Annotated in this window: 13 protein-coding genes and 1 pseudogene; 10 read left to right on the forward strand and 4 right to left on the reverse strand. The window is 41.4% G+C overall.

Annotated features, from left to right (window positions below):
- The first annotated feature begins 371 nt into the window (after positions 1-371).
- Entirely contained in the window at positions 372-677 is a 306-nt protein-coding gene (locus BJP34_RS32745; protein WP_070395942.1) for a DUF4090 family protein, read from the forward strand.
- Between the two features lie 202 nt (positions 678-879).
- Here the strand turns inward: BJP34_RS32745 and BJP34_RS32750 are convergent, their stop codons facing one another.
- Together BJP34_RS32750 and BJP34_RS32755 are read right to left on the reverse strand one after the other, a co-directional pair.
- Positions 880-1,878: a heme o synthase gene (locus tag BJP34_RS32750; protein ID WP_070395943.1), complete on the reverse strand. Its 999-nt coding sequence runs from the start codon at positions 1,876-1,878 to the stop codon at positions 880-882.
- A gap of 403 nt (positions 1,879-2,281) precedes the next feature.
- The gene (locus BJP34_RS32755) at positions 2,282-3,220 is read right to left on the reverse strand and encodes a COX15/CtaA family protein (RefSeq protein ID WP_193431294.1); all 939 of its coding nucleotides are present in this window, start codon (positions 3,218-3,220) and stop codon (positions 2,282-2,284) included.
- Between the two features lie 613 nt (positions 3,221-3,833).
- Between BJP34_RS32755 and BJP34_RS32760 the strand changes: the two genes are divergently transcribed.
- The 3 genes from BJP34_RS32760 to BJP34_RS32770 all read left to right on the forward strand — a co-directional run bounded on the left by BJP34_RS32760 (position 3,834) and on the right by BJP34_RS32770 (position 7,692).
- The gene (locus BJP34_RS32760; RefSeq protein ID WP_070395944.1) at positions 3,834-4,847 is read left to right on the forward strand and encodes a cytochrome c oxidase subunit II; all 1,014 of its coding nucleotides are present in this window, start codon (positions 3,834-3,836) and stop codon (positions 4,845-4,847) included.
- A 273-nt stretch (positions 4,848-5,120) separates the two neighbouring features.
- A complete protein-coding gene (gene ctaD / locus BJP34_RS32765) occupies positions 5,121-6,803 on the forward strand; it encodes a cytochrome c oxidase subunit I (RefSeq protein ID WP_070395945.1) in 1,683 nt (560 codons plus the stop codon).
- A 262-nt stretch (positions 6,804-7,065) separates the two neighbouring features.
- Positions 7,066-7,692 carry a cytochrome c oxidase subunit 3 gene (locus BJP34_RS32770; protein WP_070395946.1) on the forward strand — a complete coding sequence of 209 codons (627 nt, stop codon included), beginning with the start codon at positions 7,066-7,068 and terminating at the stop codon, positions 7,690-7,692.
- Positions 7,693-7,759: 67 nt separating this feature from the next.
- On the opposite strand, the gene BJP34_RS45060 is transcribed toward BJP34_RS32770, so the two are convergent.
- Both BJP34_RS45060 and BJP34_RS32780 read right to left on the reverse strand, forming a co-directional pair.
- Positions 7,760-7,930: a hypothetical protein gene (locus BJP34_RS45060; protein ID WP_158517603.1), complete on the reverse strand. Its 171-nt coding sequence runs from the start codon at positions 7,928-7,930 to the stop codon at positions 7,760-7,762.
- A 287-nt stretch (positions 7,931-8,217) separates the two neighbouring features.
- A complete protein-coding gene (locus BJP34_RS32780) occupies positions 8,218-9,456 on the reverse strand; it encodes a type II CAAX endopeptidase family protein (RefSeq protein WP_070395947.1) in 1,239 nt (412 codons plus the stop codon).
- 405 nt (positions 9,457-9,861) lie between these two features.
- Here BJP34_RS32780 and BJP34_RS45065 point away from each other — a divergent pair, with 405 nt between their 5' ends.
- From BJP34_RS45065 to BJP34_RS32805, 6 genes and pseudogenes are all read left to right on the forward strand, one after another.
- A complete protein-coding gene (locus BJP34_RS45065; RefSeq protein ID WP_158517604.1) occupies positions 9,862-10,011 on the forward strand; it encodes a hypothetical protein in 150 nt (49 codons plus the stop codon).
- Positions 10,012-11,751, forward strand: a complete 1,740-nt coding sequence (locus tag BJP34_RS32785; RefSeq protein ID WP_070395948.1) for a hypothetical protein — start codon at positions 10,012-10,014, stop codon at positions 11,749-11,751.
- Between the two features lie 357 nt (positions 11,752-12,108).
- On the forward strand, positions 12,109-12,519 hold the full coding sequence (locus BJP34_RS32790; protein ID WP_324610987.1) for a hypothetical protein: 411 nt from the start codon (positions 12,109-12,111) through the stop codon (positions 12,517-12,519).
- Positions 12,520-12,699: 180 nt separating this feature from the next.
- A complete protein-coding gene (locus BJP34_RS32795; RefSeq protein WP_070395949.1) occupies positions 12,700-13,050 on the forward strand; it encodes a DUF433 domain-containing protein in 351 nt (116 codons plus the stop codon).
- A 68-nt stretch (positions 13,051-13,118) separates the two neighbouring features.
- A pseudogene (locus BJP34_RS32800) lies at positions 13,119-14,160 on the forward strand (IS4 family transposase).
- An 89-nt stretch (positions 14,161-14,249) separates the two neighbouring features.
- Positions 14,250-14,612, forward strand: coding sequence for a DUF5615 family PIN-like protein (locus BJP34_RS32805; protein ID WP_070397009.1), 363 nt, complete (start codon positions 14,250-14,252; stop codon positions 14,610-14,612).
- Positions 14,613-14,639 lie beyond the last annotated feature (27 nt).

A 14,639-nucleotide genomic window follows, 5' to 3' on the forward strand; every position in this document is an offset into this window, starting at 1 on the left:
CGTTGCTGAATTAAGGAATGAATGCGCGATCATCTGGTTTTGTTAAAGCCCCCGTTGGTCCCCCAACTTTGGGGGACGCAAGAGAGTTTTGTTCCCCCCAAAATTGGGGGGTTAGGGGGGCAAAACCATACCCATAATCAGCAACGCCTATTAAGGGAGGCAGAGAATATAGCAGTTGGCATTCAAACTATTTTTGGCAAGAATGAAACAGCCCTGCCTCCTGGAGGTTAGGGGTGGGTACCCATCTATGTTTTTGCCAGAATGAAATCACCCTGCCCTTAATAAGGGGGACTTTTGAATCTAATTCTACCCTTTGTTAAGGAAACCGACACCTTGTAAAATACTCTCGTATCTATTACTATCAGCTTACTATGTCTACCGAAACTAATTCCCAGACTCAAACCACTACAGGTGCTGATGCGGTTGATGATGCGATCGCAAAGGGAATGGATTTAGATGGGTCCCCAATCCCCAAAGCTAAATTAGACCTTTACACTCAAGTCATGGGGTTGGAAGCTCAACGGCAACGGAGCGGTGTCAGCAATACGATGAGATCGAGAATTGTGCGGATTGGAGCGAAGCACATCCCTCAAGCAGAACTCAATCAAATGCTGCTCGATGCTGATTTTACCCCTCTTAAAGAGAAAGAGATTGCGTTTTACTACGGGGGTAAGTAGGGAGTAGGGAGTAGGGAGTAGGGAGTAGGGAGTAGGGAGTAGGGAGTAGGGAGTAGGGAAATTCGGATCAAAAATTATCACACTTGATTTAGGATCCCTAGAGTATAAATATCAATAGGGTTGGCGAATTGCTACACCTCTGAGCTAATTCGCCAACCCTATTTGCTGATAGCTGATAGCTGATAGCTTACCAGCAAACACCCTAGACTAAGTTAATACTTACCTGCTCCAATACTGTGGAAATTCCTTGAATCAAAACTTGGGAATTCTCTGCCACAGTTGCAGTAATTTCCCTGGTCATCGGTAAGCTATCTACTACGATACCGGTACACAATAACATCATATAGAGAATTGAGTACTTAAACATAGACCGGGCAAGTTGATTGTCTGTAGGCTCCTGAAGCAGCAACCATGCTTTTTTGATAAAAATACTGCCCAAAAGAATAGCAACTATTCCATAAACCACCCCCGATTCTCCTAAGGGATAGATCAACAATAGGGAGGTAGGGACGACTAATAAGGTGTAATACCAGATTTGACGAACAGTAACTTCTTCACCGGCTACTACCGGTAACATGGGTATCCCAACTTTGGCGTAATCCTCGTGAATCATTAACGCTAACGCCCAGAAGTGAGGCGGTGTCCACAAGAACACGATCAGAAATAGTAACCAAGGAGCCCAACTCAATTCTCCTGTCACCGCAGCCCAACCCACTAGCGCTGGAATTGCTCCTGCTGCACCACCAATGACGATGTTTTGGGCAGTGTGGCGCTTGAGGATATGAGTGTATATGAGCATATAGAAGATAATGCCAGATAGCGCTAGTAAGGCACTAAGGAGGTTAGCGAAGACTGTTAGCAGGGTGAACGACAAGATTGCTAATGCGATCGCAAACAGCAAAGCATCACGAGGCTGCACTTTCCCAGAGGGAATGGGACGGTGGCGAGTGCGCAACATTTCATAGTCGATATCACGGTCATAGATGCAGTTGAGCACTTGGGCAGATGCTGCGGCCAAAGTCCCACCGACCAGGGTAACTAGCAATAATATGGGATCGACTTGTCCATCGGATGCCAACCACATCCCTGCCGCTGTCGTAATTAATAGTAGTGGAATGATTCGAGGCTTTGTTAGTTGATAGTAACTTTGAATAACCTCTCTTATGTTTTCATGTTGACGGGTTAAACTAGTCCCAAGCATTCAATTCACCAATTCCTTAGCTAAAAAGTCTCAAGTGTTAAGGATGTTCGTCCTTAGGGTTCCCTTAGAATAGGAGGAAGCATCAAGGATTAAGGATCAAGGGTGAAGTTTGAAGGATAACAACATAGGGATTGCTGAGTCACCAATTCATGGTATACTTCTTATGGTCTAATCTTTTCCAGTAGCATTGTTAGTAACAACAAGTAGACCGACAAGTAGACCAACAAGTAGATAACGGTCCCGAGATCATAGTTTCAAGATGTTTTACCCTAGCGGCTGAATGGTCCGATTCTATTTAGCTGATATACAACTTATAAAACCGGACTTGATAGTTTAATTGCCAGCTATCACACTGGACAGGTCAGACTTAATCCTTCATATTTCATTCCTTCTCGCTTTGCTTCTACTGACTTTGACACTCCACACTTGTTCGGTCACGTAAGGCGAAGACTGTAAACCCTACCAGTACTCCTAATAATGCTGCTCCCACTGCTTGATGGCAGATAGTTAGTAGTTCCACTTGTAGCCTTAACCGGAAGGTAGCAACACCGAGGAGTATCTGAAAAACTACCAAGCTAGCAGCGAGATTAGCTAACTTTCGCAGTACTGGATGTAGGGCTGGTGTCCGGGATGCTATCACCACGACGGCCACAGTTGCTACGGTGGCTGGCACCACACCAGCAATATGGCTATTCATCACGGTACACAGCTGAGATCCGCCAAAACACTGATGCACTGCCCAGCGGGAAGCGACTAGTCCACCTAATAGACTTTGTAGATAAACAAAAATCACTGCGGTTAAGCTCAGCCAAGGTAACTTCCCAACTGAACCTGTCCCTTGATAGGGGGTCAGCAGTGTACCAATCACGATTAGAGTTGAGAAAAATAGCAGTGCTGTTCCTAGATGAGCAGTGACGATATCAAACCGGAGCAGTTCTGTAACCGTCAGTCCGCCCAGGACTCCTTGGAAAATAATTAGCCCTAGAGCAAATGTGGATATCCAGGGCAGCCAGTTGGGTAAATCCCGCCGATGCCACCAAGATAAGCTAGCGAGAGCGATCGCACTAATACCAATCAAGGATGCATCAAGGCGGTGAAACCACTCTAAAAATACTTGCAAATTCATCTGCTGGCTTGGCACGAGCTGACCATAGCATAAGGGCCAGTCTGGGCAAGCCAGACCAGCATTCATCACCCTGGTAGCACTGCCTACTGCCATCAACAGCAGGGTAGCGATCGCAATTTTCCACACCAAGCTCCGAATCCTGGCCTGAGGCTGGCTAAGGTTGTTGGAGGTTACATCATTCTGATTCTGATCAAGAGCCGATTGAGCTATAGCCATCTGCAATAGGAAAATGCAAACTAAGTTAATCAAATCCTGAGTAGTGGCTCATTTTCGTTGGTAGAAGATTGCCAATCTCAAGGATCATCTCTATTCCTATACCACTGTAACCAGCCTTTTCCTTAATTTCTGAAGCTTTAGAGATTTTTCAGATTGCTACTCCCCTGCCCTAAAGGGTCACAGTTACTTAGACTCAATGATTTACTATTGATTTACTTTTTTATATTTTTTTTAGCTATGTTAAGTTTTATTGAATAAAATCTTAAGTTTTCTGAAAATTTTTCAGGTGCTGGGCTAGTGATCCTAAAAAAAAGTCTAAAAATCTCAAGGTTTGACCCAATCAATTGTTTAACTGCTTTACCTTAGTTAATAGAGCGAGCTTGGCTAGCTCTATATCCTCTACTCACACCCCTCACTGCTAGCAGACCATCAAAATTGTTGTCTGTGTGGTCTCTAATGTGGGAATTATGGGGGGGAGTAGCTCACCAGAAGGCTGATTTTCCTCAAAAATATAGCCATGGCCTGACATTCTAGGACACTAAATCGGTTCGTGCCTCGCCTGCCTTGATAATCCCTGTTACTTTTGTTGATATAAGTATTCAACCCTAATCTCGTGAACATTCCAAGCCAAATTTCAACCCTTATTGCTGGCATTTTCATAACCCTGATTAGTCTCTGGTACGGTCAGAATCATGGACTTATGCCAGTAGCCGCCTCCTCAGAAGCCGGTGATGTAGATGGTCTGTTCAACTTGATGATGACCATTGCCACTGGTCTATTTATCCTCATCCAAGGGGCACTTATCCTAATAGTCATCAAATTTCGTAGAGAAAAAAATGACCAAACCGATGGGCCATCGACCCATGGCAACATCCCCCTAGAGATGCTTTGGACCGCAATCCCCACGGTGATTGTCTTTGTCCTAGCTGTCTATAGCTTTGAGGTCTACAACGCTATGGGAGGCTTGGATCCGATGGCTTCTCATGACCACCATCACCAAGAGATTGCCCACAATCATCAGATGTCACCATCTGGGCAAGAGGGGAATGAAAATCTGATTGCCATGGTTCCAGGTCAAGGCACAGTTGCCCTAGGTATTGGAGCGCCTCCAGGACAAGAAGGTCAAGGTGAACCCCTAGAGGTTAATGTCGCTGGTATGCAGTATGCCTGGATTTTCACCTACCCTCAAACCGGTGTTATGTCTGGGGAAATGCATGTCCCAGTTGGACAACCGGTTAAGCTGAATATCGAAGCTAACGATGTGATCCACGCCTTCTGGTTGCCAGAGTTTCGGATTAAGCAAGATGCTATCCCAGGTCGGATTAGTCAACTAGGGTTTACAGCAACTAAAGTGGGTGATTACCCGATCATCTGTGCTGAACTCTGCGGGTCCTACCATGGAGGAATGAAAACTCGATTAATCGTTGACACACCGGAAGACTATCAAGCCTGGGTTAAGGAAAATCAATTTGCTAGTGCAGACACCATGGAAAAAGCGGTGGCTATCAACCCTGCTGCCATGTCAGAGGGTGAGTTCTTGGCTCCCTATGCCTCTGAAATGGGTATTGATTTCCAAACTCTCCAACACCTAGACCACTCTCACCATCATCCTGCAATTATCAAATAAGTTCATCACTTAGAAGTTAGAAGTTAGAAGTTAGAAGTTAGAATTAAGAGTTTAGAATTCAGAAGTTAGAATTCAGAAGTTAGAAGTTAGAAGTTAGAATTAGTTCAGTCTAAAGTCTACAGTCTTAATTATCCATTCTTAATTCTTAATTCTTAATTCTTAATTCTTAATTCTTAATTCTCTTGATTAACTCTTGCCTCTTGCCTATTGCCTTTTGCTTATTGCATTTTGCCTCTTGCCTATCCTTTTAGTCCATCACACCTCCACTATCCCATGACGACGCAAGTAGAAAAACCGGAATCTGTCAAAGATGCTGGTCATGTTGAAGAACATGAGCGGCGTTGGCAAGATTACTTCACCTTCAATACCGACCATAAAGTGATTGGGATTCAATACCTGGTCACTTCATTTGTGTTCTATTTCATCGGTGGCGCATTAGCTGGATTAATTCGCACAGAGTTGGCCACCCCAGACCCGGATTTATTGAGCCCTTTAACCTACAACCGAGTGTTCACCATGCACGGAACAATTATGTTGTTCCTATGGATTATTCCGGCTGGTGCTGCTTTTGCTAACTATCTGATTCCCTTGATGATTGGGGCAAAGGATATGGCATTCCCCAAGCTAAATGCGGTGGCATTCTGGATGAATGCTGTGGGGGGTTTGCTGTTAATGAGTAGTTTTTTCGTAGGTGCTCCCGAAGCCGGTTGGACCTCTTACCCCCCTTTGAGCTTGATTAGTTCTCAGGTGGGTGAAGAAATTTGGATTCTGAGCATCCTGGTGATCGGGACTTCCTCAGTGCTAGGGGCGCTTAACTTCTTCACCACTATTGTGAAGATGCGCACACCTACCATGACTATTCATGATATGCCTCTGTTTTGCTGGGCAATGTTAGGAACCTCAATCCTAGCTTTGATTGGTACTCCAGTCCTAGCAGCAGCGTTAATTTTCCTGTCCTTTGATTTAATTGCTGGCACCAATTTCTTTAACCCGACTGGGGGAGGAGACCCAATTGTTTACCAGCACATGTTCTGGTTTTACTCCCACCCGGCGGTGTACATCATGGTGCTACCGTTCTTTGGAGTAATCTCGGAAATCCTACCGGTGCATGCCCGTAAGCCGGTTTTTGGCTATCGTGCGATCGCATACTCCAGTATGTTGATTTGTTTCCTAGGACTAATTGTCTGGGCGCACCATATGTTCACTAGTGGCACTCCTGGTTGGTTGCGGATGTTCTTTATGGCTGCCACCATGCTAATTGCTGTGCCCACAGGGATTAAGGTGTTTAGCTGGGTGGCAACGATTTGGGGCGGAAAAATTAGCTTAAATAGTGCCATGCTCTTTGGTATGGGCTTTATCTCGGCATTTTTGATTGGGGGTCTCAGCGGTGTCATGCTCGCTTCCGTTCCCTTTGATGTCCATGTTCATGACACTTATTTCATTGTCGCTCACTTCCACTACGTTCTATTTGGTGGTAGTGTGCTCGGATTATTTGGCGCAGTTTATCACTGGTTCCCCAAAATGACCGGGCGAATGGTCAACGAAACCTTAGGACGCATTCACTTTGTGTTGACCTTCATTGGTCTAAATATGACCTTTTTGCCGATGCATGAGCTAGGTCTATTGGGTATGAACCGTCGGGTTGCTATGTATGACCCCCAGTTTCAAAGCCTCAACATGATCTGCACCATTGGCTCCTATCTTCTAGGGGTTTCTACCATACCCTTTGTAATTAATATCATCTGGAGTGTGAACCGTGGTAAAATTGCTGGTCGCAATCCTTGGAGAGCTCTGACATTAGAGTGGCAAACTACATCTCCTCCTGCTATTGAAAACTTTGACGAGGAACCAATTTTGTGGTCCGGTCCTTACGAATACGGTATTGACACTTATAGTGTTGACACCGATAAACAGGTCGAGGAGTTGCTGGTTGAAGTTAAAGGAGATGTTGGGTAAGTTTGGGTTTAAGGTTCTCTGTCAGAATTAAGAATGTAGAATGCAGAATGTAGAATGTAGAATGTAGAATGCAGAATGTAGAATGCAGAATGTAGAATGTAGAATTCTCGATTCTCAATTCTCAATTCTCAATTCTCAATTCTTAATTCTTAATTCTTAATTCTTAATTCTTAATTCTTAATTCTTAATTTAACCTACTAACTTACCCTAATCGAAGCTCAACAGGCACAAATGTCAGCTGAAAATTAATTCAAAGGAATTTATGCAAGGCTCAACGATAGATCCGTCTAAAACTAGCCTCAACTATCATCATGAGGTTGAGGCGGCAGAGGTACATCACGAGGAGCATCCGGATTTTCGGATGTTTGGTTTGGTGGTGTTTCTAGCTGCTGATAGTATGACCTTCTTGGGAATGTTTGCCGCTTTTTTAATTTATAAAGCGACCATGCCAGCTTGGCCTCCAGAGGGTACAGAATTAGAATTATTGGTGCCAACAATTAACACCATTATCCTGATTACTAGTAGTTTCGTCATGCACCGGGGCCAGAGTGCTATTAAGAAGAATGATGTCTCTGGTTTGCGACTCTGGTTTGGAATCACTGCTCTGATGGGTGCGATGTTCTTAGGAGGACAAGTCTATGAGTACACCCATGTAGACTTTGGTCTGACTACTAACTTATTTACCAGTTCTTTCTTTGCCTTAACTGGTTTCCATGGTCTTCATGTTACTTGTGGACTGGCGTTAATTTTGTTTGTGTTATTGCGATCGCTAAATTCAAAGCACTACTCCAGTGAAGAGCATTTTGGTGTAGAAGCTGCAGAACTCTACTGGCACTTCGTTGATGTGGTGTGGATTATTCTGTTTGTAATCGTGTATTTGATTAATTAGTTTTCGCCACAGTTTGGTTAACAAAGTTTTGATGCACTATCCCCCGATTGGGGGTTTTTTTTTGGAGCTAGGGAGTAGGGAGTAGGGAGTAGGGAGTAGGGAGCAGCGGATCTGGGAACAGCGGATCTGGGAACAGTGTGTAGGGTGTGTTAGGGGCGGAAAGCCTCTGATTTTTCGCCTCGTCGTCAGGGTTGGGATAGCTGGTCTGGAAATGAAACGGGCAAGATGCCCGTTCCACCAAGATGCCTGTTTATGGATGGTGGTAGCGCTAATCCAAACAGGACAGGTGAATTTAACCCGTTGGATTCCTTATATACGATTTTTAGCGTTTCTCATAGCTATGAGGTACACATGATTTTTTGCCTTTTGCCTCTTGCCTGCTCGCTGCTCCCTGCTCCCTGCTCCCTGCTCACTGCTCCCTGCTCCCTGCTCGCTGCTCCCTGCTCCCTGCTCCCTGCTCCCTGCTCGCTGCTCCCTAAAACCCAGAAATTTGACCTCATGAGTATAATAATTGCTATTAATGAATCACTTAGGATTTCTATAGTAGGGAAGGATGTCATCTTGTTTAGGAAAATTTCGATATAAAAAAACCATGATAACCGCAAAGGATATAGCTGCTATAACTGCTTTTTGACCTAATAATGGTTCCATTGAAGCTTGATAATCGTTTATCGAAATTAATTCACCGTTTAATCTACTATAGTAGTGTCCAATTCTAAAAATTGTCCAAATAGTATTGTGAAGACCATGAAAAATGATTGGTACTATTAATTGGCCAGTCTTAAAGTATAAAACACAACATATAGTTCCTAAAATGAACAACCATACAATATCGAATCGACAATGGTAAATGGCGAATAATAAAGATGAGGTAACTATTCCAGCTTTGATACCCCATTTCATGGCCCACTTCTGCAAGATTATTCCACGATAAATAAGCTCTTCCAACAACGGAGCACAAACAATAACTAAAAAGCTCCAAAATAGTATCCCTATGATATTTGTGAAATATGAGTCATTAATTAATTTTTCAACATAATCTGGAAAAATAAATGAAATATAATATAAATTTAGCGAATTAAAGTTCTCAGCAAAAGTATATTCAAAAAAAACTATTAAAATCATTAATTTTAAATTACTAGTTTGCTTTACAATAACCAAATTGAAAATGCCAAATTTTATTAAATCGAATCCAACTCTTCGGAGATTAAAAAATAAAAATAATCCGATAATTAACCATATAATTACACTAATTACTGTATTAAAATTTGCATTTTTGATAATCTCACTAAAATCCCTGTTATTCACCAAATAAAACAATCTGACTATTGTCAAGATGTAAATTGGAAAACCTAGAAACCAAAATAAGAAAAACTCAGGAATATTAAACTTATTAAAGGGGGCATTTATTGAGTCCTTAGCCAAGGACTTTTCTGAATCAAATTTAGTTTTCTTTGTTGGAAAAAGTAATAATACTGATAACCCCCAAAAACTTAATAATCCTAACCATCCCCAATTACTTGGATATCCTTTGTCGTAAATATATAGACGGCAGCCTTTTACAATAGACACATATCCATAGAAAAATAATCCTAAGATAAGTAAAATAATGATTAGCTTTAAAGATGGAGATAATGAGTATAAAAAACTTTTAAAAATTTCTGCAATTAATCCAAAAGTTAATAACGGAATAAACTGGAAAGCTAATCCCCAAAGAATTAGGTTGATAGAGTGATTTTTGGAATTGGTATTCTTGATTGTCATTGGCTCGGTAGGTAATATACTATAATCCTTTCATACCAATGGCATAGAGAGGATTGACAAAAACAGAGGGAGTGGGCAAGCTTGAAAACAGAAACCACTCATCAGTTATCAACATGCCAAGAATTAACTTCCCTATCCAGAAAGCCCTGTGGGATAGCTGATGTCAAGTGGTTAATTGGAGCCACTTTGGACATCTAAGCACCTGTATTGGCATAATGATAGCCCTGATAGAAACAAGGAGCGTGAAGAAACAGCATGACAAACGTCTTGATCCCCTTGAATTCCAACTGCAAACACCACTGCTATTCTTCCTAAATTTTTTTACTCAATCAGGATTATTTGGTTAAAGGTTGTTCGCCTTTGGCGTTGCCGTAGGGTAGGTTAACCGGTTTAAGGTGATCTTAATTGACTAGAATAAGGATTCTCATAGTAATTAGATACACCAGATTTTTTCCCGATTCCCGATTCCCGATTCCCGACTCCCGATTCTCGATTCTCGACTCCCGACTCCCGATTCCCGACTCCCGACTCCCGATTCCCTACTCCCCTTACTAAATGATTACCCCTATTCAAAGATTACTCACAACTCCTTGTAATAAACGATTTACTCCTCAAGTTATCTTTTGGTTTAGCCTCAGCCTAACCTTTACGGTAGTGTATAGCTTGCTAGCACTACGGGAAGCATTCAGTGGTGAGTATATTGTCCAAGATGATGCACGACAACATATATTTTGGATGATGCGATTTCTTGATCCAGAGCTGTTTCCTAAAGACTTAATTGCTGATTACTTTCAAACGGTTGCTCCAGCTGGCTACACTACAGTTTATCGAGTGATAGCAGCATTGGGTGTTAATCCATTGCTATTTAACAAACTCTTACCGGTAGTGTTGAATCTGGTTAGCGCTAGCTATTGCTTTTGGGTATGTCTGGAATTGTTCCCAGTACCAGCAGCTGCCTTTAGTGCTACCCTGTTGCTGTCTCAAGCCTTGGGAATGACGGATACAGTGGTGTCTGGAACACCGAAGGCGTTTGTCTATCCCCTATTGTTGGGGTTTATGTATTACCTAGTGCGGGGGTCATTGTGGTTTTGTTTGGGTGCGATCGCACTCCAAGGTCTATTCTATCCCCAGTTAGTCTTTATCTCTTCCGGTACCTTAGTTTTACGACTATTTGAATGGCGCAATGGTAAGTTAGGCTTATCCCAACAGCGACGTTGGTTGTGTCTGGCGGGATTGATAGTAGCTTTTTTGGTGATGCTGCCCTATGCTCTGAAAACCAATGAGTTTGGTCCAGTGATTTCTGTCGCTGAAGCCAGACAGTTACCAGAGTTTTTTCCAGGGGGGCGATCGCGTTTTTTTTATGACGATGATCCCGCTAAGTTTTGGTTAAAAGGCAGAAGCGGAATTCGTCTGACTTCGATTCTTACTCCAGCTACAAATGGCGCGGGATTTTTACTGCTGCTCTTGCCCTTATTTCCCAATAAATTTCCTTTAGTCAAGCAGATCAGTAAAGAGATTACCCTTTTGCTCCAGATGGTGATAGCGTCTCTCGGGATGTTTGTTGCTGCTCATGGTTTGCTATTTAAATTGCATCTTCCTAGTCGCTATACTCAACATAGTCTGAGAGTGATCATGGTGCTAAGTGCTGGCATAGTTTTTATCATTCTGATTGATAGCGTATTGAAGTGGGCAAGCCAGCCTAGTCAAAGCGGTTTTTCGGGAATTTTTTCTATACCTAAAGTTATCGCAATAGCAACTACTACGATAATTGCAGCAGGCTTAGTATTCTATCCTAGTTTTGTGGATGATTTTCCGATTACTGCCTATAAAGTCGGGGATACTCCATCCTTGTATAATTTTTTTCAACAACAACCGAAAGATAGCTTAATTGCTTCTCTGTCTCCAGAGATGAATAATATCCCCACCTTTGCTCAGCGTTCGGTTTTGGTAGCGAGTGAATATGCTATTCCTTACCACGTCGGATATTATCATAAATTTCGACAACGCACTCTAGATTTAATTGATGCCCAATATAGTGCTAATCTCTCCGTTGTTAAGGAGTTTATTAAAACCTATGATATTGATTTTTGGGTATTAAACCCAATCGAGTTAAAGGCTGATGCTATTAAAGATCGCAAATGGTTGAAGCAGTATCAGCCAGCCGCTAATCATGCTATTCAACAACTTGAACAAGGGATAAAACCTGCTTTGGAACAAGTGATGGCATCCTGTTCGGTGTTTGAAACTAAGGGATTGGTGGTTTTGGAGGCGAAATGTATTTTGGATAGGGAGTAGGGAGTAGGGAGTAGGGAGTAGGCAAAAGGCAATAGGCAATAGGCAATAGGCAATAGGCAATAGGCAAGATGGAAACAATATTGTTTCCATCGGCTATTTTAAAAAGGCTATATTACTTGATTAAATTACTGCTCCATAATTTTAATTAATATCTAATCGTTAAAATTGGCAATAAAAAAATATTTAATTTGTTAAGCTCTGTAAATAATTAAAAAAATAATATTGACAATTTGGATTTTATTAGTAATAATAAAAATGTCTAATGTTTCGATATGATTATCGGACAAAAAGCCGCGCTTCTTGAGACCATCATTCCAACAGCGCGGCTTATTCCCCAAGTACATTGGAGCTAATTCCATGATGGCAAAAAAACGCTCAACTGATCATGCTATCTACTATCAGCGATACCTAGATCGCCTGGCACAACTAGCAGGGAAGAAACCCACTCGCTCAAAATCCTATCCTCGTCCCCTAACTGACCTAGACCGAATTCTGATTCAACTGTACAGTAACTGGCAACTGGCCATGACACCAAAGGAATTCATCTCGAAATGGGAGGTCAGTCGAGAAGATATGGCATTAATCTGCTCCCGCTCCATCGCAACAGTTAACAGCTGGTTTGCTGGCACTAAGCGTTATAAAGCTCCTGCTGCTGACGTCTTACGACATCTTGCCCTGATGGACTTTTTGTTAGAAAATTTCGATGCTATTCCCAGGGAGTTGTTGGATCGATTATGTGGTAGTAATCTTGAAGGTTATTCACCCTAGGGATAGTCGTAAACAGGTAGACACCGTGGTGCGTTACGGGCAGCAACCTAACGCTGGCTATGGAGAAAATGAGGGCGAGCCCTTCCCTAACGCACCCTACGTCACTGTCGGGGTTTACACATCAATAACCTAAAGACTTCTGTTTACAATAAAACTTACTAGTTTATTGACCTAATGATCATGTCAAATCAAGCTTTAACAGACTATTTCAACTTTCTTGCTCCTACTGATATTCGCCTTAAAGGAACAAGAATTGGTATTGAAACCATATTATATGACTATCTAGACTGTCATAAAACCCCAGAAGAAATTGCTCAAGCTTATACATCATTAACCCTAGAACAAGTCTACGCTACTATCCTCTATTACCTGCAAAATCAAAACGCTGTGAGCGAATATATGAAAGACTGGCTCTTTCATGGTCACACTATGAGGGAGCAGCAACGACTCAATCCGCCTCCTGTTTCCGAGAAACTGCGCCAATTAAGAGCAATAAGAAAAGCTAGGGCAGAAATGTTGAATGATAGTTAAAAACCTAGACAAATAGCCTCTAATTTGATAAAATAGAGGCTAAATAAAAATATAATAATGTTAATTCGATGATATCAAATTTTCCACAAATCGTCAAAAAATACCTAGGAAAACTACCTACTGATGATTATCCAGTCCTCAATACTTTCCTATTTGTATCAACCTGGTTAGACTTTGTATTAGATTGGCCAAAAGGCCACGCTACGCGAACAGAGTCAAACTAGTATGAGGAGTTTATTCAAGCGTTTGAATGTACGTGGTATAGACGTAGACATATCGACTTTCTCTAAGGCGAGCAAAGTTAGAAATCCAATGGTGTTTTATAATTTGTTCATTGACTTAAGAAAAAGTCTGAATAAAAACCAAAAAATAGGCAAAAATAAATTAGCATTATTTCCTATAGATTCAACAATAGTGACCTTAACTAGTAAGCTGTTATGGAGTCAAGGTTTTCATCAAGTTAAACTATTCAGTGGTTTAAATTTGTTAACAGCAGAACCAGGAGGAATAATGATTCATTTTGGTCAAGGTCACGATAGTAAATATGGCGATAGCACAATAGAATCAACTCCAGATAAAGGAGTCAGCGTAATGGATAGAGGATTTTCGAGTCTGGCTAGAATCCAAAATCTAAAAACCAAAGAAAATCGTTATTTTGTCTTAAGAATTAATAACAATTTTAAGCTAGAAATGTTGGAGGATGGCCAGTACATAATTGGAACAGGTAAAGATCAAGTAAAAGTGAGATTAGTAAACTTTTGTGACCTCGAAACTAAAACTGAATTTAGACTAGTGACTAACCTACCAGAAACAGGTGAAGCAGGAAGAAGTAATGAAGAGATTGCAGATTTTTATCGTTTGCGGTGGCAAATAGAGTTGTTCTGGAAGTTTTTGAAAATGCATCTGAAACTCGAAAGATTAATAACCAAAAATATTAATGGTATTGAAATACAAATATATAGCTGTCTGATCGCTTACCTGTTATTACAATTGGTTAATATTCCTCATGAATTTGGAAGTAAATTATTAGATAAGCTTCGATATTTACAAGCTTTTATGTGTGAAAATATTAGCTATGTACATTGGTTTGATAAGATGGTGTTCTCGTGAAGCTATCTGGTGTGTTATAGGTGTAGTGTATCTAATTTTAGGTACATAACTCTCGGGATTCAACATTTATGAAGCTAGGGAACAAGGGAATGAGTATTAACTATCTAATTGATGAAAATGTTAATTCTCTCTATCCTACACAAATTAGACGAAGAGAACCCAGTATTGTGATCAAAGTGGTGGGAGAATCGGAAACACCACCTAAAGGTACTCTAGATCCAGAAATTCTTGACTGGTGCGAGGAAAATAACTTTGTGCTGGTAACCAATAACCGGACTTCCATGCCAGTTCACTTAACTGACCACCTAGCACAAGATCACCACATACCAGGTATTTTTATTCTTAACCCTAATTTGACTATTGGAGAAAATCTTGAGGAGTTAATCATAGCAGCTCTTGCCTCTGAAGACAATGAGTACCAAGACCGCATTGTTTATTTGCCTCTGCCATAGGTTGATCAGTAAACCTAAGTATTCATC

It is taken from the genome of Moorena producens PAL-8-15-08-1 (genome assembly GCF_001767235.1).
GTDB lineage: Bacteria > Cyanobacteriota > Cyanobacteriia > Cyanobacteriales > Coleofasciculaceae > Moorena > Moorena producens_A.